The organism is Cupriavidus pauculus, assembly GCF_008801835.1.
Lineage (GTDB): Bacteria > Pseudomonadota > Gammaproteobacteria > Burkholderiales > Burkholderiaceae > Cupriavidus > Cupriavidus pauculus.
The window spans coordinates 1-24,842 of sequence record NZ_VZOW01000011.1; the positions used below are offsets into that span (position 1 = coordinate 1).

The 24,842-nt window shown below is 64.0% G+C and carries 21 protein-coding genes and 1 pseudogene; 13 read left to right on the forward strand and 9 right to left on the reverse strand.

The genetic code is table 11. The features are described from left to right. The 9 genes and pseudogenes from F7R19_RS13540 to F7R19_RS13580 all read left to right on the forward strand — a co-directional run. Positions 1 to 94: pseudogene (locus F7R19_RS13540) on the forward strand (MerR family transcriptional regulator); the annotation flags it as partial. Positions 95 to 267: 173 nt separating this feature from the next. Beyond that, a complete protein-coding gene (locus tag F7R19_RS13545; protein ID WP_223506374.1) occupies positions 268 to 1,218 on the forward strand; it encodes a Bug family tripartite tricarboxylate transporter substrate binding protein in 951 nt (316 codons plus the stop codon). 44 nt (positions 1,219 to 1,262) lie between these two features. Further along, positions 1,263 to 1,946 (forward strand): RraA family protein, encoded by a 684-nt coding sequence (locus F7R19_RS13550; RefSeq protein WP_150980953.1) that lies wholly within the window; start codon positions 1,263 to 1,265, stop codon positions 1,944 to 1,946. Then, the gene (locus tag F7R19_RS13555) at positions 1,943 to 2,878 is read left to right on the forward strand and encodes a hydroxyacid dehydrogenase (RefSeq protein WP_150980954.1); all 936 of its coding nucleotides are present in this window, start codon (positions 1,943 to 1,945) and stop codon (positions 2,876 to 2,878) included. The genes F7R19_RS13550 and F7R19_RS13555 overlap by 4 nt, the downstream gene beginning before the upstream one ends. 102 nt (positions 2,879 to 2,980) lie before the next feature. Beyond that, positions 2,981 to 3,946 (forward strand): Bug family tripartite tricarboxylate transporter substrate binding protein, encoded by a 966-nt coding sequence (locus F7R19_RS13560; protein ID WP_150980955.1) that lies wholly within the window; start codon positions 2,981 to 2,983, stop codon positions 3,944 to 3,946. A 12-nt stretch (positions 3,947 to 3,958) separates the two neighbouring features. Beyond that, complete coding sequence (locus F7R19_RS13565; protein WP_150980956.1) at positions 3,959 to 4,882, forward strand: SMP-30/gluconolactonase/LRE family protein; 924 nt, start codon at positions 3,959 to 3,961, stop codon at positions 4,880 to 4,882. A gap of 222 nt (positions 4,883 to 5,104) precedes the next feature. Then, positions 5,105 to 6,697, forward strand: a complete 1,593-nt coding sequence (locus F7R19_RS13570) for a GGDEF domain-containing protein (protein ID WP_170292592.1) — start codon at positions 5,105 to 5,107, stop codon at positions 6,695 to 6,697. A gap of 87 nt (positions 6,698 to 6,784) precedes the next feature. Beyond that, positions 6,785 to 7,072: a hypothetical protein gene (locus F7R19_RS13575; RefSeq protein WP_150980958.1), complete on the forward strand. Its 288-nt coding sequence runs from the start codon at positions 6,785 to 6,787 to the stop codon at positions 7,070 to 7,072. Positions 7,073 to 7,448: 376 nt separating this feature from the next. After that, positions 7,449 to 9,548, forward strand: a complete 2,100-nt coding sequence (locus F7R19_RS13580) for a TonB-dependent siderophore receptor (protein ID WP_150980959.1) — start codon at positions 7,449 to 7,451, stop codon at positions 9,546 to 9,548. Between the two features lie 117 nt (positions 9,549 to 9,665). Here F7R19_RS13580 and F7R19_RS13585 read toward each other — a convergent pair whose 3' ends face one another. Both F7R19_RS13585 and nikR read right to left on the reverse strand, forming a co-directional pair. After that, positions 9,666 to 11,729 (reverse strand): TonB-dependent receptor, encoded by a 2,064-nt coding sequence (locus F7R19_RS13585; RefSeq protein ID WP_150981043.1) that lies wholly within the window; start codon positions 11,727 to 11,729, stop codon positions 9,666 to 9,668. A gap of 169 nt (positions 11,730 to 11,898) precedes the next feature. Then, positions 11,899 to 12,363, reverse strand: a complete 465-nt coding sequence (gene nikR / locus F7R19_RS13590; RefSeq protein WP_150980960.1) for a nickel-responsive transcriptional regulator NikR — start codon at positions 12,361 to 12,363, stop codon at positions 11,899 to 11,901. 277 nt (positions 12,364 to 12,640) lie between these two features. Here nikR and F7R19_RS13595 point away from each other — a divergent pair, with 277 nt between their 5' ends. Both F7R19_RS13595 and F7R19_RS13600 read left to right on the forward strand, forming a co-directional pair. Next, the gene (locus F7R19_RS13595) at positions 12,641 to 14,104 is read left to right on the forward strand and encodes an ATPase domain-containing protein (protein ID WP_150980961.1); all 1,464 of its coding nucleotides are present in this window, start codon (positions 12,641 to 12,643) and stop codon (positions 14,102 to 14,104) included. A gap of 3 nt (positions 14,105 to 14,107) precedes the next feature. After that, on the forward strand, positions 14,108 to 14,479 hold the full coding sequence (locus F7R19_RS13600; protein ID WP_061958856.1) for a response regulator: 372 nt from the start codon (positions 14,108 to 14,110) through the stop codon (positions 14,477 to 14,479). A 27-nt stretch (positions 14,480 to 14,506) separates the two neighbouring features. On the opposite strand, the gene F7R19_RS13605 is transcribed toward F7R19_RS13600, so the two are convergent. Then, entirely contained in the window at positions 14,507 to 14,890 is a 384-nt protein-coding gene (locus F7R19_RS13605; RefSeq protein WP_061958857.1) for a hypothetical protein, read from the reverse strand. A gap of 324 nt (positions 14,891 to 15,214) precedes the next feature. On the opposite strand from F7R19_RS13605, the gene F7R19_RS13610 reads away from it, so the two are divergent. Both F7R19_RS13610 and F7R19_RS13615 read left to right on the forward strand, forming a co-directional pair. Then, a complete protein-coding gene (locus F7R19_RS13610) occupies positions 15,215 to 16,345 on the forward strand; it encodes an FAD-dependent monooxygenase (protein ID WP_285846675.1) in 1,131 nt (376 codons plus the stop codon). A 34-nt stretch (positions 16,346 to 16,379) separates the two neighbouring features. Continuing rightward, positions 16,380 to 17,210 (forward strand): IclR family transcriptional regulator, encoded by an 831-nt coding sequence (locus tag F7R19_RS13615; RefSeq protein WP_150980962.1) that lies wholly within the window; start codon positions 16,380 to 16,382, stop codon positions 17,208 to 17,210. 100 nt (positions 17,211 to 17,310) lie between these two features. Here F7R19_RS13615 and F7R19_RS13620 read toward each other — a convergent pair whose 3' ends face one another. The 6 genes from F7R19_RS13620 to F7R19_RS13645 all read right to left on the reverse strand — a co-directional run bounded on the left by F7R19_RS13620 (position 17,311) and on the right by F7R19_RS13645 (position 24,813). Continuing rightward, entirely contained in the window at positions 17,311 to 19,494 is a 2,184-nt protein-coding gene (locus tag F7R19_RS13620; RefSeq protein WP_150980963.1) for a xanthine dehydrogenase family protein molybdopterin-binding subunit, read from the reverse strand. Continuing rightward, positions 19,478 to 19,918, reverse strand: a complete 441-nt coding sequence (locus tag F7R19_RS13625) for a (2Fe-2S)-binding protein (protein WP_061958861.1) — start codon at positions 19,916 to 19,918, stop codon at positions 19,478 to 19,480. Before F7R19_RS13625 ends, F7R19_RS13620 begins: the two co-directional genes overlap by 17 nt. A 133-nt stretch (positions 19,919 to 20,051) precedes the next feature. Continuing rightward, positions 20,052 to 21,077 (reverse strand): tripartite tricarboxylate transporter substrate binding protein, encoded by a 1,026-nt coding sequence (locus F7R19_RS13630; protein ID WP_150980964.1) that lies wholly within the window; start codon positions 21,075 to 21,077, stop codon positions 20,052 to 20,054. Between the two features lie 55 nt (positions 21,078 to 21,132). Further along, positions 21,133 to 21,954, reverse strand: coding sequence for an IclR family transcriptional regulator (locus tag F7R19_RS13635; protein ID WP_061958876.1), 822 nt, complete (start codon positions 21,952 to 21,954; stop codon positions 21,133 to 21,135). A gap of 315 nt (positions 21,955 to 22,269) precedes the next feature. Continuing rightward, on the reverse strand, positions 22,270 to 23,673 hold the full coding sequence (locus F7R19_RS13640; RefSeq protein WP_061958877.1) for an MFS transporter: 1,404 nt from the start codon (positions 23,671 to 23,673) through the stop codon (positions 22,270 to 22,272). A 183-nt stretch (positions 23,674 to 23,856) separates the two neighbouring features. Next, positions 23,857 to 24,813 carry a PDR/VanB family oxidoreductase gene (locus F7R19_RS13645; RefSeq protein ID WP_150980965.1) on the reverse strand — a complete coding sequence of 319 codons (957 nt, stop codon included), beginning with the start codon at positions 24,811 to 24,813 and terminating at the stop codon, positions 23,857 to 23,859. Positions 24,814 to 24,842: the final 29 nt, after the last annotated feature.

The following is a 24,842-nucleotide window of genomic DNA, read 5'->3' on the forward strand; positions in this document are numbered from 1 at the left end:
GTGCGCCTGCCATGCGCGAAGGGGGAACGTTTCCTGCCCGCTGATCGCGTCACTACAGGGTGGAGCAAGCTTGGCAGGTTCGGCTATGCCTTAGCGTGCTTTATTTTCCGTTTTCTGAGACGACCCCTATTTGAGGGCATGGGCCGAAATGCGGTTCATTGTATGAAACGTGATTGTATGGAGTGAAACGGTGAAACACAATCCAACTCACAACGAAAACGAATTTCGGAGACAGACATGAAGGCCATTCTCAAGCACTGCGCGCGGATGTTTGCCGCAGCCGTGGTGCTCGCGTCCCCCACCACGCACGCCGCGCCACAGTATCCCGCCAAGCCGATCCGCGTGATCGTGCCGTTTCCGGCCGGCGGGGGCACCGACATCATCGCTCGCGAAGTGACAAACACGGTCGCGAAATCAACGGGCTGGATTTTCGTGGTCGACAACAAGCCAGGATCCGGCGGCAACCTCGGGGTGGACGCCGCGGCCAAGGCGCCGGCCGACGGCTACACCATCGTCCTGGGGCAGACCAGCAACCTGGCCATCAATCCGTCGCTGTACGAACGGCTGCCCTATGACCCGCTCAAGGACCTCGCCCCGATCAGCATGGTGGCATCGGCGCCGCTGGTTCTGGTCACCCACGTCAATTCGCCGTACCACACGCTCAAGGAGGTGATCGCGGCCGCCAAGGCGAAACCGGGCGCTCTCAATTTTGCCTCGCCCGGCAACGGCACCGTGGCGCACCTCGGCGGCGAGCTGCTGCAATCAACCGCGAAGGTGAAGTTCACGCATGTCCCGTACAAGGGTGCGGCACAGGCGGTCAACGATCTGATGGGCGGGCAGGTGGACCTCTATATGGCATCGGTGCCCACGCTGCTCGGCCATATCAAGAGCAACCGGATGCGTCCGCTTGCCGTGACCGCGCCCAAACGCCTGCCTGACCTGCCGCAGGTGCCCACCGTGGCCGAACTTGGCTATCCGGGCTTCGATACCGCAACGTGGTTCGGCTTTCTCGCCCCTGCCGCCACGCCGAAGGACATCGTGGCGCGACTCAATGCCGAATTCAACAAGGCCCTCAAGGCGCCGGCGCTGGTCGCCAAGCTGAACGAGCAAGGCGCATCGGTGCTGAGCGGCACGCCCGAGGCGTTTGGCTCGCTGATCAAGCAGGACATCGGCCGCTGGGCGTCGGTCATCAAGACCTCCGGCGTCAAGCTCGACTGACGCCTTTCTCCTCCCTCTCCCTCCCAGACTGCCAGGATGCCATCATGACTTTGCCAAACATCATCAAATCGTTCGAGCGCGTACCCGCCGAGATCGTCGCGCGCGCCGCTAAATTCCAACCCGCGATTCTGTCCGACGTCGGCGGACGCCGCGGCGCGTTGCATGGCCGGATCCGCGCGCTGCGTCCGACCATGAAGGTTGCCGGCCCAGCGTTTACCGTCGAAGTGCGGCCCGGCGACAACCTCATGATCCACGCGGCATTGGCACTCGCGCAGCCCGGCGATGTGCTCGTCGTCGACGGCAAGGGAGACCAGACCTCGGCGCTGATGGGGACCATCATGATGCACGCGGCACGTCAGCGCGGCCTCGCCGGCGTGGTGATCGACGGCGCGGTCCGCGACAGCCTGGAACTCGACGAGATGCAGTTCCCGGTGTTTTCGGTGGGCACCAATCCGAATGGCCCGACCAAGGAAGTCGGCGGCCGCATCGGCCATCCCATCTCCGTGGGCGGCGTGACGGTGCACCCTGGCGATTACATCTGCGGCGACGCCGACGGCCTGGTGGTAGTCGAGCGCGAGAAAATCGAGGCCTTGCTCGATGCCGCAGAAAAGAAGGAAGAAGCCGAAGCCAAGCGCATTGCCCAGATCAAGGAGGGCAACACCACCGCGCCGTGGCTGCTCGCATCGCTGGTCACCGCTGGCGTTCTGAAACAGGGAGAAGCACTGTGACGAACAAGCCGGTCATCATCGTCACGGGCCCTGACCTTGCGCCGCAAGCGCTTGCACTGCTGGACGACTACGAAGTCATATTCGCGGGAAAAACGCCGCAGGCTGCCGATCTCGTGGCCCTCGCCCGCCAACACAATCCGGCCGGCATTATCGTGCGCTATGGCGCCATTGGCGCCGAAGTCATGGACGCCGCGCCGGCCTTGAAGGTGATTTCGAAGCACGGCACCGGCACCGACACGATCGACAAGGCCGCTGCGCGGGCGCGCGGCATCGAAGTGGCCGCCGCGCTCGGCGCCAATGCCGCTGCCGTGGCCGAGCAAGCTTGGGCGCTGATCCTGGCGTGCGCCAAGGCCGTCCCACATCTGGACGCGCGCATGCGCCAGGGCCATTGGGACAAGGCCACGTACAAGGCGGTCGAACTCAATGGCCGCACGCTCGGCATCGTCGGGCTTGGCGAAATCGGCCGGCGCGCGGCGGCCATCGGCGTGGCGATGGGCATGCAGGTTATCGCCTTCGACCCCTTTGCGAAGACGGCCCCGGCAGGCGTGACGCTGGTCGACCTGCCCCGCGTGTTCACGGAATCGGACGTGGTGTCGATGCACTGCCCGTTGACCGACGAAAACCGTGCCATGCTGAACCGCGAGACGCTGGCGACGTTCAAGGACGGCGCGATTCTCGTCAACACGGCGCGCGGGGGACTCATCGACGAAGCGGCGCTGGCCGAAGCGCTGCGCAGCGGCAAACTGCTGGCCGCCGGACTGGACAGCTTTGCCGTCGAACCAATGCCGACGCCGCATGTGTTCCGCGAGATTCCCAACGTCATCCTGTCGCCACATATCGGCGGCGTCAGCGACGCTGCGTATGTGAACATGGGCGTAGGCGCCGCGAAGAACGTGCTGGCAGTGCTGCAAGGGGTGCCCGCGCCGGCCTGACCGCGCACGGCGGCATTGCCGGCATCGGCAACCAGAAACCTAAGAACCTGTCCGCACGATCCCGGCTGACGGCCGGATACTATGCGGCACAAGGAGACAACGATGTTTCATCGAACCATTGCCTGCGCGCTGGCGGGTGCGACGCTGCTCGCCAGCCTGTCCGCCGCGGCCGCATATCCCGACAAACCGGTCCGCATCATCGTGCCGAATCCGCCCGGCGGCGCCGTCGATGTGGTGACGCGCAAGATCGCCCAGAAGCTTACCCAGCAGACCGGACAGAGCTTCGTGGTGGAGAACAAGCCGGGGGCGTCCGGCACGATCGGGACCTCCCAGGTCGTAAGCGCTGCCGCGGACGGCTACACATTGCTGGCGAACGACAACTCATACACCACCCTGCCCTATGTCTTCAGAAAACTGAGCTGGGACCATCAGACTGCTTTGGTGCCGATTGCGCCGTTCGCGTTTTCGCCGGTCGTGCTTGGCGTCAAGGCCGACTCGCGCTTCAAGGATCTGGCCTCCCTGGTCGCCTACGCGAAGGCGCATCCCGGCGAAGTGACGTTTGGCAGCGGCGGCTCCGGCAGTTCGCCCCATTTTGCGGCCGAAGCATTCCAGCAAGCCGCGGGTATCAAGCTGATGCACGTGCCGTACAAGGGCGCGGGAGAGGCCATGGTTGGACTGCTGTCCGGCAGCGTGGACCTGCTGGTGGTATCGACGCCGACTGCGCTGGCGCCGGTCCGCGGCAATCAGATGCGCCTGCTTGGCATCAGCGGCAAGACCCGTCTTGATGTGTTTCCCAACGTGCCCACCTTCGCGGAAGCTGGCGTTCCCGGATTCAATCTGTTCAACTGGTCCGGCCTGGCCGCACCCAAAGGCACGCCCGCCGATGTCATTGCGCGACTGCAGACGGAAATCCATCGGGCGCTCCAGGCGCCCGACATGAAGGGGTTCCTCGCGCAGATGGGATCGCAACCGGGTAACCTTGACAGTCCCGCGTTCGCACAGCTGATTCAGCGCGAAACTGCGCAATGGGCCTCGGTCGCGCAAAAGGCGCAGATCGAAAAGCAATAGCCAGGAGCAACGATGTTCCTTATCGAACCACCGGCAGTACGCGAAGCGAGCGTCTTTAGCCCGCTGCCAGCGTCATGGCGGCGCAACGACCCTACCAATGCCTGGGCGCATGCCAATCGCAGCGGCGCAACCATCCACTCTTTCCTCGAAGGACCCGTGTGGGCCGATGGCCACCTCTGGGTGACCGACATTCCCTACGGCCGTATCTTCCGTATTTCGATGCAAGGCGAATGGGATCTGGTGGTCGAATATGACGGCGAACCCAATGGCATGAAGCGTCTGGCCAACGGCGATTTCCTGATCACCGACTATCGCAACGGCCTGATGCGTCTGGATACGCGGTCGGGCAGCGTTACGCCGTTTCTGGAGCGCCGAAATTCGGAGCGCTTTCGTGGCGTGAACGACCTGACCTTCGATTCGCACGGCAACCTGTATTTCACGGACCAGGGCCAAACTGGTCTGCACGATCCGACCGGACGCGTTTATCGCCTGGCGCCCGACGGCAAACTCGATGTGCTGCTGGACAACGCGCCCAGCCCGAACGGCGTGGTGCTGTCGCCCGACGAGAAAGTGCTGTTCGTCGCCATGACGCGCGCCAACAGCGTGTGGCGCGTGCCATTGCAGCCCGATGGCTCTGTCAGCAAGGTCGGGCAGTTCTTTACTTCGTACGGCCCGAGCGGTCCCGACGGCCTTGCTATGCGCACCGATGGTCATCTGCTGGTGGCCAATCCGGGCCTCGGCTATGTCTGGGTGCTCAATCATCGCGCCGAACCGGTCGAGGTGATCCGCAGCCCCGCCGGTGCATCGCTGACCAACCTGTGCTTCGGCGGCGCGGATCGCACCACGCTATTCATGACCGAATCGACAACCGGCACGATCCTGTGCGCCGACATGTCGGCAGGCGGCGCGCCCGTGCACGAGGGGCGGCTTGCATAAACGCCGTCCCGTTCGGAACCGCCTTGCCGGATGCATGCGATTGCCATAAGCACGTGTATTCCAGCGGCTTTCCGACGGTGCCTTGCGGGACGTTGAGACCAGCCGATGCGTCGGTGGACGACTATCGGGGGAGTCAGCGAGCGTTGCGAACTTAGCACTCTCTCAAGCGCGATCTAAAAGTGCGGTCATAATAGAAAACCGCCGAAAATGGGATCAGACTTGATGGCTACTCCCCGCACAGATCTTCGCACCCTGATTCTGGCCCTGGCGCTTGGCGCTTGCGTCATTACGCTAGCCAACTCCCTGTATTCATCGTACCGCGTGATGCGGGAGACTTTGATTCAAAATGCTCTTGACGCCAACCACGCCTATAGCGCGCGCGTGGCTGCGTCGGTCAACGCATTCCTCCTGTCGGCCCAATCGCGCCTGCAATATGCGGCAGGCAAACTTTCAGATCGTTTCACCGACATCCCTGCGCTCGCTTCGGAGGCAAGGCGATTGCAGCTCGAAGACGACGCATTCGACAGCGTGCTGATTGTTGATTCGAGTGGGCGCATCTTGGCAGGCGCACCGGATTCCCTGCGACTGGACGGCATGCAGCTATCGACTCCAAGCGCGCAGGCCGCCCTGCAAGAGCGAAAACCACTGGTCAGCCCTGCCTTTCGATCTGGCTCCGGAAATCTGATTGTGTTCATCTCGGCGCCGATCATTACACGAGCCGGTGAATTTCTTGGATATATAGGCGGAGCGATCTATGTGGAAAAGGACGGAATTTTGCATTCGCTGATCACCAAGCATTTCTATCTGACCGACGCTCAGGTCTATTTGGTGGACTCCCAGCGCACGCTCCTGTTCCACACCGTCAGTACACGTATCGGGCTGAAGGCTGGGGCAAACAAAGGCATTGACAATGCGTTCGATGGGCAAGACGGCAGTTCCCGCATGACCACCGGACGCGGTAACGATGTGTTGAGCGGCTACGCGTTTATCCCCGCCGCACGCTGGGCCGTCGTCAGTCAGCAACCGGTGACTTCAGTGCTGGCCCCGCTTCACGTATTGATGAGCAGGATACTCAAAACGGCGACGCCGATTGCGGTTGTGGGCTTCCTTGTGATTTGGGGATTGGCCATACTGATTGCACGCCCGCTACGTCGCCTCGCAGAAAGCACGACCGACACAGGACTGATTGAAAGCGCCGACAAGATAGCCCGCGTCCGTGCCTGGTATTTCGAATCGAACAACCTTAAACAGGCACTGCTACGCAGCATCAACTCAACGCAAGCCAGGGTTACGGGTTTGGAGCTAGCCTCGCAGACCGATCCTCTGACCGGTTTGGCAAATCGGCGAGCCCTTGACGAGGCGTTGGCCGACATCCAAAAGAAAAGAATGCCCGTCGCACTTGTAGCGCTCGATATCGATCACTTCAAGCGCGTCAACGACACATTCGGCCACGACGTCGGCGATCTGGTTTTGCAGCATTTGGCGCGATGCATTCGTGATTGCTCCCGCAGCCACGACTTGCCATGCCGGGTGGGAGGCGAGGAATTTCTGGTCTTGCTGCCGGATACGTCCCTCTCCGCTGCAATGGAGTACGCGGAGCGACTTCGGCAAACAGTGGAAAGATCAGCAATGCCACAAGTGGGACATATCACCATTTCGATTGGCGTTACGACGTGGCCACGAGCAGATCAGCCCCTAGCCGATGCAATCAAAGATGCGGACGAGCGAATGTACGAAGCGAAGCGTGGCGGCCGAAATCGCGTCGTTGCAAGTCTGGGCGAAGGCAAACTGGAACGGCAAGAACTCCGTTTGTAGAGCGGGTGTGGGGCAAGAGTTGGATGCAGCCCTCATGAAATCAAAACGCCTTACCAAGAAGAATTACTATCCGAAGCGAGGTAGCCAGTGAAGAAGCGCTATCTGACCCTCGGCCTTGTCCAATTGCTTTTGATTTTTTTGTCCGCTTGGCTAAGGCGAGCGTCCTGGCAAGAAATTGATTTCGCAGACGCCACATGGAGCCCGAGCGCGCAGCTTTCGCTTTCCTTCTACTGTCTGGCGGGGTGGTTGATAGCGCTGGCTATAGCAATATGGTTCGCCGCTGCTGACAGGGCGAACAGAACAATGCTCGTTCTATTTCTGGTTCTGCTTTTACCAGCCATCGAATTTTTCGCATGGTTTGCGTTGAGCTTCTGATCGGTAGCAACCGAGTGGAATTCCGGCGCAACGCCGTCGATGAGGCGCGTTCTGTCTGCGATGCGGCGTGAAACGCCGCGTCGTTTCTCCAGAGAAATCACCAATTTGGGTTGAGACGCGACGAATTTTTGGGCGAATCCCGCCTCAACTCTCGTCCATGCAGCCGCTACGCCTGGTCTGCAGCAACCTCGCCCCTTCCTGCATTCCTGCCGGCCGCCATGCTCCACCCCACCCCGGCCGCCCTGGCGCTGGCCATTCTCCCGCCTCGAAATATTCCGAGATAGTTGTTGTAAATACGAATCCTTCTTATTTACAATCTGCCGATTACGTCTCTTGCGGCCTTCTCTTGCTCGATCGTCGTCGTCGGATCTTCTCAATGTCTGCTCGCTGTCTTCTCACTCCCTCAGCCTTCGCCTGCCTTTCCCTCGTTGGCAACACGGTCTTCGCCGCCGACCAGGGCGCCGTATTGCCAGCGGTCACGGTCAGCGCCGGCGCCAACGACATGGGCGATATCGGATTTGCCACGCGTCGTCCCGCTGGCGTGACCAAGTCGAATGAATCGGCGGCCGACAGTGCCCAGTCGATCACCGTCATCACGCGCGATCTGATGGACAGCCAGCAATCCCAGAACCTCAGCGACGTGCTGTGGAATTCGGCGGGCGTGTCGGCCAATACCTATGGCCGTCGCGGCTGGGACGACTTCATCATCCGGGGCCAGCGTGCGTCGGAATCGGTCTTTGCCGACGGACTGCTGGTCGACACCAACAATCGCGTGGCGCAGGAAGTGTTTGGCGCGGAGCGCGTGGAAATTCTGAAGGGTCCGGCATCCGTGCTGTTTGGCCAGGTACAGCCGGGCGGCCTGGTCAATATCGTCACCAAGCGCCCGCGTCTCGAGTTGTTCGGTGAACTGGGTCTTACGGTCGGCAACTATGGCTTGCGCCAGGTGACGGCCGACGTCGGCACGCCGCTGAAGCCCGATAGCAAGGCCGCTTTCCGTCTCAATGCGCTGGCGATGAACAGCGACGACGCCACCGATCACGTCTGGTATCGGAACCGCTACGTCGCACCGTCGCTGAGCCTCGATTTCGGGCATCGAACCGATTTCACGATCCTGGCCAGCCACAACGAGCGCCATTATGTGCGCCAGCAAGGTCTGCCCGTGAATGGCACGCTGGTATCGAACATCAATGGCGTGGTGCCCAATTCGCGCTTTATCGGCGAGCCGAACGCCGCGCCCTATGACGGCGAGCAGAACCGCATCGGCTACGCGCTGACGCACCGCTTCGATTCTGGCTGGACCGTCAACCAGAACCTGCGCTACCAGACCTCGTCGCTGACCGGCACGTTCGTCACGGCCGGAACAATGGCCGTCAACAGCCAGACACTAAGCCGCAGCGCCACCCAGCAAGATTTCTCCGGCGATGCGTTTGGCGTCGACACCAACGTGCAGAAGTCGTTTGCATTCACCGGCCACCAGCACACGCTGACGTTCGGCGTCGACTATCGCCACAGCAAGGAAGATCGTCTGCAGAAGACCTGTCGGGTGGCCGCGCTGAACGTCTACAGCCCGGTGTACGGCGCCGCTGTCGATTGCCCGGCCAGCTTCAGCACCGACAGCACCGACACGCTCAATGCGCTGGGCTTTTATCTGCGCGACCAGATCCGCATTGTCGAGCGCTGGACGGTGACCGGCGGTCTGCGCTACGAATCGGCGCGTACGGCCAGTACCAACCGGCTCAATGCCACGCGCACCGACAGCGATGACAACGCCGTCACCGGCAGTGCCGCGGTGATGTACGACCTCACCCAGTGGGCGCGCCCCTACGTCAGCTATTCCACGTCGTTCCTGCCGAACGCCGGCACCGACGTCAACAATGCGTCGTTCAAGCCCGAGAAAGGCCGCCAGGTGGAAGTCGGTGTGAAGTTCGACACGCCGGGCAAGAACGGCCTGCTGACGCTTGCCGCGTTCGATCTGGTGCGCAAGAACGTGCTGACGAGCGATCCGGTCAACACCGGATACAGCGTCGCCGTGGGCGAGCAGCGGTCGCGGGGATTCGAGGCCGAACTGACGCAGGACCTGGGCAACGGCTTGAGCGTGATGGCGGCCTATGCCTACATCGACGGCGAAGTCACGGAGGACACGATCGCCGCGAATGTGGGCAAGCCGTTGAACGCCGTGCCGCGCCACAGCTTCTCGCTCTGGACCCAATATCGCTTCCGCGGCGCACTGGCGGGCTGGTGGGCCGGGATCGGCGCGCGCGGCGAAAGCGCCAAGCGCGGCTACAGCTTCAACTACTCCGTCCCCGGCTATGCGGTCGCGGATCTCGGCTTCGGCTACACGGCCAGCCATTGGCGCGCGGCTTTAAACGTCAAGAACGTGTTCGACAAGTCGTACTACGCCGGCGGACTCAATAACAACGTGCTGCCCGTAGGTAATCCGCGCGTGGCCATGTTGAACGTCGTGTTGAACTACTGAGGATACGGGTCACATCGCCGGCCCCGGTCCCCACATCTGGCGCAGGAGAACCTGAGCCCGCGGGCGTGAAAATGTTACCCGGCCGGGTACGTTCTACGTAACGCCCCAGACGCGCGCTCAGAAATTCCACGTTGCGCCCACGCGGAATGTGCGCGGTTCGGCGGGATGGACATGATGATCGTAGATGCCGGCCGCCGACCCGTCGGCATTCAGCGGCGATGTCTCGCCTTTGAGCAGCGACGCATAGTAGTAGTCGATGTCGTTGACCCGTTTGCCGAACACGTTGAGTACCTCGGCAAAGATCTTCACGTTCCTGAACAGCCGGTAACCGAGCTTGAGGTTGACCAGGAACGACGACGCGGACCGCACGCTGTTGTCCTCCACCAGCGGACGCGGGCCAAAGTAGCGCGCACGCGCGCCGACCGCCCATCGGCCGCTGTTGTATGAGACGCCGGCCGAGGCCGTGGTCTGGATCGATTCGGGAATGTAGTCGCCGCCATCCTGATGATCGCGGTAGCGTGCGCGGGAAAATGCCGCGTCCGCATCGACCATCAGCCCAGCCAGCGGGCCGTCGGGCGGTGCATAGTAGCTGGCCAGTTCAATGCCGCGGCGGCGGCTTGGACGGCTCGGCTCGGTGGTGCCGCTATCGCCGGAGAAGACCAGTTCGGAGCCGATATCGAGCTGCCAGAGCGACGCCGACAGTTGCAGGCCCGGCGCCAGCCGCCTGGTGCGAATGCCGATCTCGTATCCCGTGGCCGGCACCAGCACGCTGACCTTCTGCGCCGGCTCGCCCGTGGACGGATCGACCGTGGTGGTAGCACCGCGCACATCGTTGCTGTGATAGCCGCGCCCCCAGTTCACGAATACTTCGGTGCGCTCGGCCGGCGACATGACGATGCTGAACTTGGGACTGGCGATATGGTCGGCGCCGTTGCCCGAATTGAGCGGATTGTCGCTCGACACGCCATACCAGAACTGGTCTGCACGCACGCCGGCGATGGTGCGCAGCCACGGCAACCATTCGGTTGTATTGCGCAAGTAGAGCGCGGCGCTGGTTTCGTTGATCGTGTCGGTCCGGGTGGTCTGGTAGATCTGGCGCGCCTCCGAACTGGCCAGCGTGATCGGGTCCAGCCGGTCAAACCGCACCTGAGCGCCAATCTCGGTTTCCGTATCGCGCGTGCCCAGCTTGCCAAACCACACGCGCGATGCATTGGCCCCGGCCGTGACGCGATTTTCAAACTGCTGAAACTGATCGCCGCGCTCGGGGTTCTCCAGCGCATAGGTGAAGTTGGAAAACAGTTGCAGCCGGCTCTTGATCACGTAGGCATTGGCCTTGAACCAGCCGGACGCTACCGGCCGCAGCCAGTCCGCCGAAAGGCTGTACCGCGACGCGTAGCCGCCGTCGCTTGGATCGATATACCCGAAGCGGGAAATCCGCCCGTCGTCGATCGCGCGCTGCGGCACCTGATCGGTCGAATCCCAGCGATTGCGATAGGCCATGGCGCTGACGCTGACGCGTTCACCGCCACCGAGCGGCAGCGTGTAGCGCAACACGCCATTGAGCTTGCGCACGCCCTCCGGCATGACCCATGGCCCATTCTCCTGCAGCCATTCCAGCCCATACAGTGCGATGCCCGGCCCCACCTGGTGCGAATTGGCCAGTACCGCGCGGCGATAATCGTGCTGCCCCAGCTCGACCTGCGCGATGCCGGTCGGCAGTTCGGAGACGTAGTCCATGCTGACCGCGCCCGCTGCCGAGAAATCGCCCTCCTCGGCAAAGTAGGTGCCCTTCTTGTATGCGATGCCGCTGACCAGTTCCGGGATCACGAAATTGAGGTCGGTATAGCCCTGGCCATGGGCGTGCGTGCGCATATTCACCGGCATGCCGGCCACACTGGTGGAAAGATCGGTGCCGTGGTCCAGGTTGAAGCCGCGCAGGAAATACTGGTTTGCCTTGCCGTCGCCGCTGTGCTGGGTGACGATCAGCCCCGGCACGGTTTCAAGCAGTTCGCCGGGGCGCAGCAGCGGACGGTTGGCTAGCTGGTCGCGGCTGACGTAGCCCTGCGTGGCAGACACCGCGGCGTCGGCACTGGGCGCATCGTCACGCGCGGCCCGCACGGTGAGTTCGGGAAGTTCCTGTGTTGCCTGCTGCAGACCGCCGGCCTGCGCTTCAGGAGGCATCACGGCAAGCGCCGCGGCAAGAAGCCCCAATGGGGGCATGGCCGGGCGCGTCGACGCCGCCCGGCGTGAGGGATGATGCTGGCTCATTTTTTTATGATACGGATTGGTATGAAGAATTATGCAAACTTCATACCAATCGAAAAGCACCCATATGGTGCGCCAGGCAACTTCAGTCGTGATGGTGCGGATGCCCCGCGTGGCCGTGCGGATGGGAATCGACCCGCATCGGATCGCCCTCGGTCATGACCATATTCAGTTGCCCCTGGCGCACGCCGCGTTCGCTGCTGATGGCGTCGGCGAGCTTGCGGACCGCGCTGGCCGGCCCCTTCAGGATCACTGTCTCGATGCAGTGTGCATGGTCGAGATGGGCGTGCATGGTCGACACGGTCAGATCGTGGTGATCGTGCTGGATGCGCGTGAGCCGCTCCGCAAGTTCGCGTTCGTGATGGTTGTAGACGTACGACAGGTTGGCCACGCAGGGTCCGTCCGCATCGACCGACTCGCGCCAGTGATCGAGGTGCCGACGCAGGATGTCGCGCACGGCCTCGGACCGATTGCCGTAGCCGCGCTCGGCGATCAGACGGTCAAATTCGTTGGCCAGTGCATCATCAAGGGAAATCGTAAAGCGTTCCATGGCGCAGCCGCGACGAGAGGAAAAGCGGCAAGTTACCACGCGCGCGCTCGCCGCTGCGGGTCCGCAATGCGACTTTTCGAGCGGCGCGCAAGCGGAACGGGGCATCGCCGGCGCGATGCGACGGGCCTGTTTGCCGCGAAATTTCTGATAACGCGCGGCGATGGGAATCGGCTAACTCGTCTACACTCCTCCCCACGCGTGTGCATGGGCCTCGGCAAGACCTCATCAAATGTCGGCCGCACCCGATCACACCGCCCCCATTGCTTTAACGATAACCATGACAAAACAGCTTCTTCGCGTACAAAGCGGCGTAGCCGGCCTTGACACCATTCTTTGCGGCGGCCTTGTGCATGGGGCTGCCTACATCATTCAAGGCAGCCCCGGCGCGGGCAAGACCATCCTGGCCAACCAGATAGCATTCCACCAGGCCAGCCAAGGCGGAAAAATCCTCTACGTGACGTTGCTGGCCGAATCGCACGACCGCCTGTTCCAGGCGCTGGACATGTTCGATTTCTACGACGCCGCAGCCGTCGGGCGCGATATTTTCTATATCAGCCTGTTCAAGGTGTTGCAGGAGGAAGGACTGCCGTCGCTGGTCAATGCCATGCGCACCGAGCTGGCGCGTCATCGTTGCACGACGCTGATCCTCGATGGACTGCTGATTGCCAAGGACAAGGCGGAATCGGCGCTCGACGTAAAGACCTTTGTCGCGGAACTGCAAAGCCACGCCGCATTCACCGGCTGCACAGTGCTGTTCCTGACCAGTGCCCGCATCGACGACGTGAGCCCCGAACACACGATGGTCGATGGCGTCATCCAGCTCAAGGAAGAACTGGTCGGGATCCGCACCGTGCGGCAAATGCGTATTTCCAAATCGCGCGGCAGCGCGGCACTGGGCGGTCTGCACCAATACCGGATCTCGTCCGAAGGCATCGATGTCTATCCGCGCCTCGAGGCCCTGCTAGCCAAACCGTCGGCCGAAGAATGGCTGCCAGATGAGCGCGTCGACGTGGGCGTGCAGGGGCTGGGCCAGTTGATCGGCGGCGGACTGCCTCCGGCATCGATCACGCTGCTGCTGGGCCCGGCGGGCAGCGGGAAGACCACCTTCGGGCTCAATTTCCTGAGCCTTGCCACACCAGAATGTCCGGCCCTGTTTTTTGGCTTCTACGAGTCACCTCAGCGCCTGCGCGCCAAGGGCCGTGCGCTCGGTATCGATATCGAGGCGCTGGAGCGGTCAGGCGCCCTGTTCATCGTCTGGAACCCGCTCACGGAGAACCTGCTCGACTCGCTCGGCCACCAGTTGCTGGAATCCGTACGCGATTTCCGCATCCACCGGCTGTTTATCGATGGCATGACGGGCTTTCAGCGCGCTGCCGTCCATCCGCCGCGCCTGATGGAGTTCTACTCCGCGCTTGCCAACGAGCTGCGCGGCCACGGTGTGTCGACCATCGCCACCCTTGAGGTGCGCGATCTCGACGGCTTTGCCGGCACCGACCCGCTGCCCGACTTTTCCACGCTGACCGACAACCTGATCCTGTTGCGTCAGGCCGGAATGGGCGGCGAATTGCGCCGGCTGATCGGCGTGGTGAAAATGCGCGATAGCGCGTTCGATACCGCCCTGCACGATGTGGTCATCGGCACGGGCGGACTGCATGTGGCGAACCGCCTGATCCTGCCAGGCTCCGCAGACAGGGAATCTGTTGCACCAGTCATCGCCGCGCCCACAAGCAGCGAGTCCTGAATCATGGCAACCGTAGTTGTCATTGACGATGAGACGATGAATGCCGATGCGTTGGCGTTCATGCTATCGGCAGAAGGGTTGACCGTAAAAACAGCCGCCGATGGCGAAGCCGGTTATCGCCTGATCGTGGAAACGCGGCCCGACCTGATCATCACTGATTTCATGATGCCTGTCATGACAGGGCTGGAGCTTGCGCAGAAGCTCCGGGCTGGTGCGGATACCGCACACATCCCGGTGGTGCTGCTGACGGCGGCGCAGGCGGAGATCGGCCGGCAGCACCCTCATCTGTTCGATGCGGTGTTCGAAAAACCCTGCCTGCCCGCGGCCATCCTGACCACGGTCATGCATCTGCTGGCAAACCGGCGGCAACCGTGACCCCGTAGAGGCGGCGCGTCACGAGCATCACTGTATGCGCGGAACGATTCCGATCTTCTCGGCCAGCATGCGTTCATACACGCCAAAATGCAGATCGACTTCGGCCTGGCTGACCACCGTGACCTCCATGCTGATCTGGTCTGGCTTTAGTCCGAACAGCGTAGCCAGCGCTATCTCCAGATGCGGCGCCGCGTCCCTGTCCTTGGGAAACGTCGTGCCGATGTTGATCGAATAAGCATTCGATCGATCGGCAACTACTTCCAGCAGCCGCGCCGCGGCGCTCATGTTGTGCTCGACGGCAATGCGGGCGGCCTCGGCCAAACTGCGCATCGTTTCGGTCGGAAATCCACGCACGCAGCGCAGGCGAACGCGATGGCGACCCAACGTGATCCAATCGGTATCGAACTCCATGGCGACCTCGAACTGAGAGAAAGGGTCCTGTAAAAAATATGGATGAAATTCATGGGACGGCAGGGTCGGATGAGACCGCGCGCCCCATCCACCCGCCACATTTTTGGCTCGAAAATAGGAGTCGTGGCCGCGCTTTTCAAGGGTCGTACACGGCACGCCTGCCGGTGCAATTTCGTGGCGCGTGACGGCTCCCGCGTCACATCCTCTGCCCTTTGCAAAATCCCGATTGACCGCTGCCCCGAGTCTCGCTAGTCTATTTATGAACTTATCGTTCATATTTGAACATTAGAAAATTCACTGCGAAACCGCTCGGGAGCGCCCCCCATGATTTCAGGAAAGATCGGCATCAACGGTGCCGGCATCGGCGGCTTGGCCGCCGCCATCGCCTTGCGCAAGCTGGGCATGGACGTCGTTGTGTACGAGCAGGCGGCCCGCTTCGCCCGCGTCGGCGCCGATATCAACCTCACGCCGAACGCGGTGCGCGCGCTCGACGGACTCGGCATCGGCGACGCGCTGCGCGCCACCGCCGCGCGCCCGACGCACCGCATCAGCCGTACCTGGGACACTGGCGAGGAAACCTCGCGGCTGGCGATGTCGGACGAGGCGGAGCGACGCTACGGCGCGCCGCAATTGACGATGCACCGCGGCGACCTGATGAGCGCGCTCGAAGCCGCCGTCCCGGCCGCCCACGTCAAGCTCGGCCGCAAGGCTATCGGCATCGTGCCGCGTGAAAACGGCGCCACCGTGCAGTTTGCCGATGGTTCCAGCGACGACGTCGACGTGCTGATCGGCGCGGACGGCATTCATTCGGTGGTGCGCCGGGCGATCCTTGGCGAGGAACATCCGATCTTCACCGGCGTGGTCGCCTATCGCGCCGTGGTGCCGGCCGAGCGGCTGGCGGGGGTGCCAAACATCGGCGCCTTCACCAAGTGGTGGGGACCCGAAGCCACCAGCCAGATCGTGACCTTCCCGCTGAATCGTGGCCGCGAGATCTTCGTGTTTGCCACGGTCGCACAGGAAAGCTGGCGCAACGAATCGTGGACCACGCCGGGCCGTGTGGAAGACCTGCGTGCCGCCTATGCCGGCTTTCATCCCGACGCCCGCGCGCTGCTGGACGCCTGCGACGACGTGTTGATCTCGGCGCTGTACGTGCGCGACCCGTTGCCCACGTGGTCCGCAGGACGCGTCACGCTGATGGGCGATGCATGCCATCCGATGATGCCGTTCATGGCGCAGGGCGCGGGCATGGCGATCGAGGACGGCGTGGTGCTGGCGCGTTGCCTGGCCGATGCCAGTCCCGAGGACATCCCGGCCGCGCTGGCGCGCTATCAGCGCGCGCGTCATGAACGCACCAGCCGCATCCAGATCGGTTCGCGCGGTAACGAGTGGCTCAAGGCCGGCGGCAATGCGGACTGGGTGTACGATTACGACGCCTGGAACGTGGCGCTGCACTGAACGCGTTCCCCGTCATTCCCGCCACACCGAATCCATGACCTCGACTGCTTCCCTGCGCAATGCGCCCGCCGATTCCGACACCGACGATCCCGCAGGCGCACCGCAGTTGGTCACACCGGTCATTCGCGGCCTGCGCCTGCTGCGCTTTATCGCCGAAGGCGGCTCCACGGCCAACCTCAGCGAAGTCGGCCGACGCATCGATGTCAACCGCGTCACCGTGATGCGGCTGCTCGATACGCTCGAACACGAGGGCATGGTCGAACGTCTGCCGCAGGGCGGGCACACCGTCGGATTCGCGTTTCTCAAGATCGCCTCGCGCGTGCTGGCCGCCAACGACCTGACGACTTTCGCGCGCCGGGTGCTCGCGCAGTTGAGCGGATCGCTGCAACTGTCGGCGTATCTGGCCGTGCCCGATGGCGGGCACGTGCTCTATCTGCTGCGCGACATGCCGAACACGGGTCTCGTCAGCAATATTCAGGTCGGCAGCCGCGTGCCCGCACATCTGACGACGCCGGGCCGCATGCTGCTGGCTCATCTTTCGGCCGAAGAACTGCGCGCACGGCTTGGCGACGACCCGCTGCCGACGGTCACGAACCAGAGCCCGGCCACGCACGCACGGCTGGCCGATATCCTCGCGGCCGATCTGGAACGCGGTTGCGCATGGAGTTTTTCGGCGTTCGAGCCCGGCATCGACTCATGCGCGGCGCCGGTGTACGACGCCGCGTCCAACGTGATCGCCGCGATCAGCGTGGCCGGCCCGCAGCAGCGCTTCGAAGCCGATGGCACGCTGCGCGAACGCACCGAGAAAGCCGTCAAGGCCGCCGCGCGCGATTTGTCCGCACTGCTCGGCTATCGCAAAACCTGACGCGGCGACCGGCGAAAGCAATGCGAAAAAAATGTGGAGAGCGGGCGGCGCCTGCGCGCGCGCCGCCCCCCTTTCCGGCTCTGCGCTGTCCTTTAGCCCTTCACGCCTCCAGCTTCATCGGCATCGACCTGCGGCGCGCCCGGGTCGCCTTGTACAGCGCATGTGCCACGGCGGGCGCAACCGGTCCGAGCGAGACTTCCCCACAACCCTGCGGCGGCCGGTCGCTGTCGACAATGACCACGTCGATCTTCGGCATCTCCGACAGGCTCAACAGCCGATAGTCGTGGAAGTTGCTCTGCTGCACCACGCCATCCTTGAACGTGATTTCGCTGCGGAGCGTATTGGTGAGCGCGAAACCGATGCCGCCCTCGATGTTGGCGCGGATCAGGTTCGGATTGATCGCGCGGCCGCACTCCACCGCGCAGACCACGCGCTTCACGGCCAACGCCTTGCCCGTTCGCTCGATTTCCAGCGCCATGGCCACGTAGGTCTGAAACGCCTCGCCGCGCCCTGTGTAGAGATTGAACGTGAACGCGCGGCTGACGTTGGCAGGCGGCTTGCGATCCCAGCCTGCCGCCTTGGCCGCCGCGTCGAGCGTGCGCAGCGCCAGCGGATTGTGTGCCAGCAATGCGCGCCGATAGCGATACGGGTCGATGCCCGCCGCGTCGGCCATCTCGTTGACAAAGCTCTCCAGCATAAAGATGCTCGATGTCGAACCCACGCTGCGCATGAAGCTGACGGGAATCGGCTGCTTCACGTCGATCATGTCGACTTTCAGGTTCGGCACGCGATAGACGCAATCGTAGATCGCTTCAAGCATCGTTTCGTCCCAGCCGCCGTTCTTGGCCATACGCTCGGCCTTGATCACGCCGTAGAGCGATTGCCCAGTCAGCCGCGCGTGCATCGCGAGCGGCATGCCCTTCTCATCGAGTACCGCACGGAAGCGGCCCGACACGCCTGGGCGGTAGAAGCCATGGCGGATATCGTCCTCGCGTGAGCGGATCACCTTGACCGGCTTGCCGACCGCCGCCGAAGCGCGCGCGGCGTGGATCACGAAGTCCGGCAGGAACTTGCGGCCAAAGCTGCCGCCCAGGAACGTGGTGTGGACGATCACCGTTTCGGGCTTGCGGCCGTACAGCTTGCCCAACGCGTTGCGCACGAAATCCTGGCCCTGGATCGGCCCCCACACTTCGATGGCATCGTCGCGCACATGTACCGTGGCGTTCACCGATTCCATCGTCGCGTGCACGATATATGGCGTGTGATAGTCGGCCTCGACCAGCCGCCCGCCGGCGGCCAGCACCGCGTCGGCATCGCCCAGGCGCGTCGCTACGACCGCTTCCGACGCCCCCAGCGCCGACTTGCGCGCGGTCATGATGTTGTCGCTGTCCAGCCCCCTCGCCGCGCCCGGATCGACGTCGATCTCGAGTGCGTCGGCGCCCTTCTTGGCGAGCCAGTAGCTGGTGGCGACGACGATGGCCGCGTCGGGCGCCTGTACCACGGCCTTGACACCGGGCATCGCCTTGACCGCGTCCGCGTTGCGGATGCCCGTGACCTTCCCGGTGACGGTCGGCGGCATTTTCAGCGCGCCGTAAAGCATGTCGGGCACGCGCACGTCGATGCCGAACTCGGCCGAGCCATCTACTTTGGCGGGCGTATCGAGACGCAGCAGGTCACGGCCGATCAGCTTGTGCGCGGCCTCGTTCTTGAGACGCGGCGACGGGTTAAGCGGCAGCGTCGCCGCCTCCGCGGCCAGTTCGCCATACGACAGCGAGCGCCCGGTCGCGCCGTGATGGACGCGCCCCTTGTCGGTATGGCACTGCCCGGGCCGCACCTGCAGCCGGCGCGCCGCGGTCATCACCAGCACCTCGCGCGCCTGTGCGCCGGCGATGCGCAGGCGCTGGTAGAACAGCGTGGCCGACATCGACGCGCCGACAAACTGCTGCGGCTCTTCGTATGCCGCGCCCGTGCGATAGGCGTCGCGCCCGGTGACGAACGTCACCGCGATGTTCTGCCAGTCCGCGTCGAGTTCGTCGGCGAGCACCTGCGGCATGCCGGTGTAGACGCCCTGGCCGCATTCGCATTGCGACAACCCGAGCGTGATCTTGCCGCTGGGCTCGATCCAGATCCAATCGGTGATTTCGTGGGTGCCGTGCGCACCGCTGTCGACCGTGCGGCTGGCCAGCGCCGGCAACGGAATGCACAGCGCTCCGGCCAGCGCGGCGCCGCCCTTGAGAAAGCCGCGCCGCGCGGGGCTCGTCAACATGTCACTTGGCTGCGGCATGGATCGCCTCCCGGATGCGGTGATAGGTGGCGCAGCGGCACAGATTGCTCACGGCGGCGTCGATGTCCTTGTCGGTGGGATGCGGGTTCTGCTTGAGCAGCGCGCTGACTGCCATCACCATGCCCGACTGGCAGTAGCCGCATTGCGGCACGTCCTTGGCAATCCACGCCTGCTGCACCTTCGACGAACGATCGGGCGACAGGCCCTCGATGGTGGTCACGTTGCGCCCCGCCACACTGGACACCGGCGTCACGCACGCGCGCTGCGCGTGGCCGTCGACATGGACCGTGCAAGCCCCGCATGCGCCGATACCGCAGCCGTATTTGGTGCCGGTCAGCCCGGCGTCATCGCGTATCACCCACAGCAGCGGCGTATCGCCATCGCCACCGAAGTGCGTTGCTTTCCCGTTCAACACAAAGTCCATGGTTGCCTCGCTTTGTCCTCGCCAGTGCAAGAAAAGACGGCCGCAGGCCACCGCGCACTGCGCGCGGTGCGGCCGGTACGACTCAAAAAACTGGATATGGATGGCGCCGCCGAGGCGCCTTGGGTGTCGGCCGCTAATCGGGCGTGATGTGGTACGCGCGGATCAGCGTGGCCCACGACGCGGTTTCATCGCGGATTCGTGCGGCCAGTGCGTCCGGTGTGCTTGCCACGGGTTCCAGGCCCTGGCGCTGCAGATCGGCGCGGATCGCCGGCGTGGCGAACAGCGTCTGGACGTCGGCGGAAATGGCGTCGGCCAGCGGCTTCGGCGTGGCCGACGGCACCAGTAGCGCATACCAGGAACTGACGTCGATGCCGGGCATGCCCTGCTCTGCCAGCGACGGCACATCGGGCGCGGCAGGCGAGCGGCGCGACTGCGTCACCGCGATTGCACGCAAGGCACCCGACTGGATGAATGGCGCCAGCGTTGGCCACGTGCCGAACAACACCGGCACCTGGCCGCCGACTACGTCGTTGACGGCCTGCGTGGTGCCCTTGTACGGCACGTGCAGCATGTTCGCGCCGGCCTTGTGATGAAACAGTTCTCCGGCCAGATGCAGGCCGCTGCCAACCCCCGGGCTGGCGTAGCCGAGCGGCGCCCCGGCCTGGTCGGCCTGCTTTGCCAGCGCGATCAGTTCCGGCACCGTGCGCGCCTTGACCGACGGATGCACGGCCAGCACGTTGGGGGATCCGGCCAGCAGCGAAACTGGCCGGAAGTCGCGCGTCACGTTGTACGACAGCGCAGGAAACAGCGTGGGATTGATGGTCAGGTTGCCGGCCGGCACCACCAGCCACGTGCAACCATCACCTGCGGCGCGGCGCACCGCATCGATGCCGATATTGCCGTTGGCGCCGGGCCGGTTGTCGACCACGATGGGCACGCCCCGGCGCGGTTGCAGTCCGATCGACAGCGTGCGGGCGAGCTGGTCGGCCGCGCCCCCGGCCGGGAACGGCACGACGATCCGCACGGTCGTGCATGCGGCGTGCGCCGCGCCGATGAGCGCGAGGGACGTCGCCACCGCTGCGGTCGCCGCCGTTCCCGTGGCGCCCAGCCATCGCCGGATCCGTTGCCTTGCTGTTGCGTGATGGCTGGCTTGCCGCATGCTGTTCCTGCCCGTCCCTTCGATCGTGACGGCCGCTACCGCTACCGTCGTCGTGTCATTGATTGGCCACCCTGCCTTCTGGCATGGGCCGGTAATCCAGCAGGCCCGACAGCTCCGCCGCCGCTGCCCGCACTCTTTCCACCATCGGCTCCAGCTGCGCCGGATCGATCCGCGCCGCCGGAATCGTCGCGCCCAGCGCCGCCACCACGCGCGTGGTGCGATCACGCACCGGGGCGGCAATGGTCGAGATACTGGCCTCGAAAAATCCCTCGTGCAGTACGTATCCGCGCTGGCGGTCGCGCTGCACCATCTCGTACAACTCTTCCACCGTGCGCGGCGTGCTTTCCGAGAACACTTCGAGCCGCTCTTCGGGATACAGCTCGCGCAACTCGGACAGCGTCAGGTCTTCCAGCACCACCCGGCCCAGCACCGTGGCATGCGCGGGAAGGCGCGTGCCGACGTTGACGGTACTGGTGAAGGGCCGCGCCGCCACCGACTTGGCCACATACACGATCGACCTGCCATCGCGCACCACCAGATTGCACGGGTAATGGATCTCGTCGCGCAGCCTGTCCAGCAGGGGCCGTCCCAGTTCGGTCAGCTCCAGCGACGCCAGGTAGTCGAACCCGAGCCGCAGCACCGCCATCCCGAGGCGAAACTCCCGTCCCCCGTCCGTGCGCTCCACGAACCCCATCATTTCCAGCGTGGCGAGCAGCCGGAATACCGTCGAGCGCGGCACCTGCAGCCGTCTTGCCAGCTCCGCCGCGGACAGCGTGCGGTCCTTGCTGCTGAACTCACCGAGCAACCGGAGCCCCCGCTCCAGACCCGGCACGATGTACTTGTCCTGCGTCTCCTCCACGGGAGTGGTGTTTGTCATGGTCTCTCTCTGCTTGACGTTCGGTTTGCCAATGAACCGCAACGAATCGGTATAGCACGCTTCGCGCCGCGCCATGCACCCCAGCGCTGACAACGCTATCCGAACACTAGCAGAAACGTTCCATATATAAAACCGAGATCCACATCAGGAACGCATTCACTCTATGATCTCTTTGTTGATGACTCAACCTGCTGTAAACCCTGATCGATTGCGCCTCATGGCGTGACGGCGCAATGAAAAAGCCCCGCGCGCCGGGAAAGTCGGCGGCGGGGCAAGCGACGACACCGTACGGCGCAGACAACACCAGCAGGCCGTTCAGACTTCGAGCTCTTCCAGAACTTGGCCCTTGGTCTCGATGCCGAGGAAGAACACGGTGACGGCGGCAATCAGCGGCACCACGGCGAGCCAGAAGAACGCGGTGCTCAGGTTGCCGGTGCCGATGGTCGAGGCAATGATGCCCGGCGCGAAGATCGCCGCCACCTTGAGCCATGCCCCGCCGAGGCCGCAGCCCATCGCCCGCACGCTGGTCGGATACAGCTCGGGCGTGTAGACGTAGGCGGTGATGAAGCCGCTGGCCAGGAAACCCATCGCCAGCGCGCACAGCGTGGCCACCACATAGACCGACGACGCATGGAACACGCCCGCCAGGATCAGCGACGCCGCGCACAGCACGAACGATACGTTGATCACCGGCTTGCGCCCGACCTTGTCGACCAGCAACGCGCACACCAGCGATCCGACCACGCCCAGCACCGATGCGCCGGCCGCGAGGTTCAGCGCCAGTTGCAGCGGCGCGTGATAGACGGTCTTGTAGACGGTCGGCAGCCACGTCGACAGGCCGTACTGGATAAAGCCGCAGGTGGCCCACAACGTCCACACTGCAAGCGTGCGGCCCAGATAGGCCTTGCCCACCAGATCGCGCACGCGGCGGCGCGGATGCTTGCCCATTGCGTCGAATTTCGACGTATCGCCGACCGGCGGCAGCGGTGCCTTGGCACGCGCCTCGAACGCGCGCAGCGCATCGTCGGCTTGCGCCAGCCTGCCCTTTTCCGCAAGCCAGCGCGGCGATTCCGGAATCACGCGGCGCAGCACGAAGAACAACAGCAGCGGCACGCCGCCGAGGAAGTACATCACCTCCCAGCCGTAGCGCGGCACCAGCACCGCGCCCAGCGCATTCGACACCATCAGCCCGATCGGAAACACGATTTCGTAGAGCAGCACGAACCGGCCGCGACCGTGCGCGCGCGTGACCTCGTTGATGTAGGTTGCCGCCACGGGCAGTTCGCCGCCCAGGCCCAGCCCCTGCACGACACGCAGCAGCAGAAAGATCTCGAACGACGGCGCGAAGCCGCACGCCACGCTCATCAGGCCGATGATGCCGGCGCTCCAGCCAATCGAGCGCAGCCGTCCGAAGCGCTCGGCCAGCGCCGGAAACAGCAATGCGCCCAGCAGTTGGCCGACCGACGGCATGGCGATCAGCAAGCCGATCTGCCCCGGCGTCAGCGACCACTTGGCGATCAACAGCGGCAGCGTGGCGGCGATCGCGATCACGTCGAAGCCGTCAAAGAACGTGGCCAGTCCGATCAGCAGCCGGGCACGCACATGCATCGCATTGCCCGGCATGCGTTCGATGCGCGCGACGATCTGGCCGCGGGTGACGGGTGTCGGGTGTGCCTGCGACGGCGCAGCAGCATGGTTCGCGGCGCCGCCGTAAGTCATGGTGCCCGCCTGGGCAGCCTGGATCGGGGGCGCGGTGTCTTGTCTCTGAATCAGCACGGGTATCGTTTCCAGAAATCGTGTAGGGCAGTTACCCGCGCGGCCGCTGTGTCGCAAGACGTGCGGCTCTGCCTGTTGGCGGGCAGTCTTCGTTTGCCGCGCCTGTCACGGCGCGGCTGGCATCGGTCAGAGGTCCAGCACCAGGCGCTGGCCCTTGCAACCTGACACGCAGACCATCATGGTCTTGTTCGTGGCGCGCTCGCTGTTGCTGAGCACGCTGTCGCGATGATCGGGGCAGCCTTCGATCACGGCCGTCTCGCACGACCCGCACACCCCCTCGCGGCAGCTGTACTCGACCGCCACGCCCGACTCCAGCAGCGCGTCGAGCAGCGACTTGCCGGACGGCACGCGCACAGTCTTGCCGGCGCGCTGCAACTGCACGCTGTATTCGCCTTCCTGCACCGCTTCGGTTGCCGGATCGGCGGCAAAGCGCTCGACATGTACGTTCGCGTAGCCGTGCGCGGCGCAGGCCGCCTCGAATGCGTTGAGCATCGGGCCGGGACCGCAACAATAGAAATGCGTGGTGGCGTCCTGGCCGGCCAGCATGGCGTTCAGGTTCGGCGGCACACCCGCTTCGTTGTCGAAGTGGAAGCGCACCGCATCGCCGTAGGCAGACAATTGCTCGACGAAGGCCGCCTCGGCGCGCGAGCGTGCGCAGTACAGCAGCGTGAACGAACGGCCGCGTTCGGCCAGCCGGCGCGCCATGCAGACGATCGGCGTGACGCCGATGCCGCCGGCCACCAGCACCGTATGCGCGGCGTCCTCGTCCAGCGCAAAGTGGTTGCGCGGCGCGGCCACGTTCAGCGTGGCGCCCACACGCAGCTGCTCGTGCACGAAGCGCGAGCCACCGCGGCTGTTGCGGTCATTCAGCACGCCGACGGTATAACGGTCGCGCTGCTCCGGCGCGCCACACAGCGAATAACTGCGCACCAGCCCATTGGCCAGATGCAGGTCGATATGCGCACCGGGCGCGAATTCGGGCAATGGCGCGCCCGCGGGATCGCGCAATTCGATGCTGACGACACCGCGCGCCTCGAAGCGCATGGCCTGCACGCGCAGTGTCAAAGATTGGCTCGCACTCATACGGCTTCCTTCCTTCTACTTCCAGACGC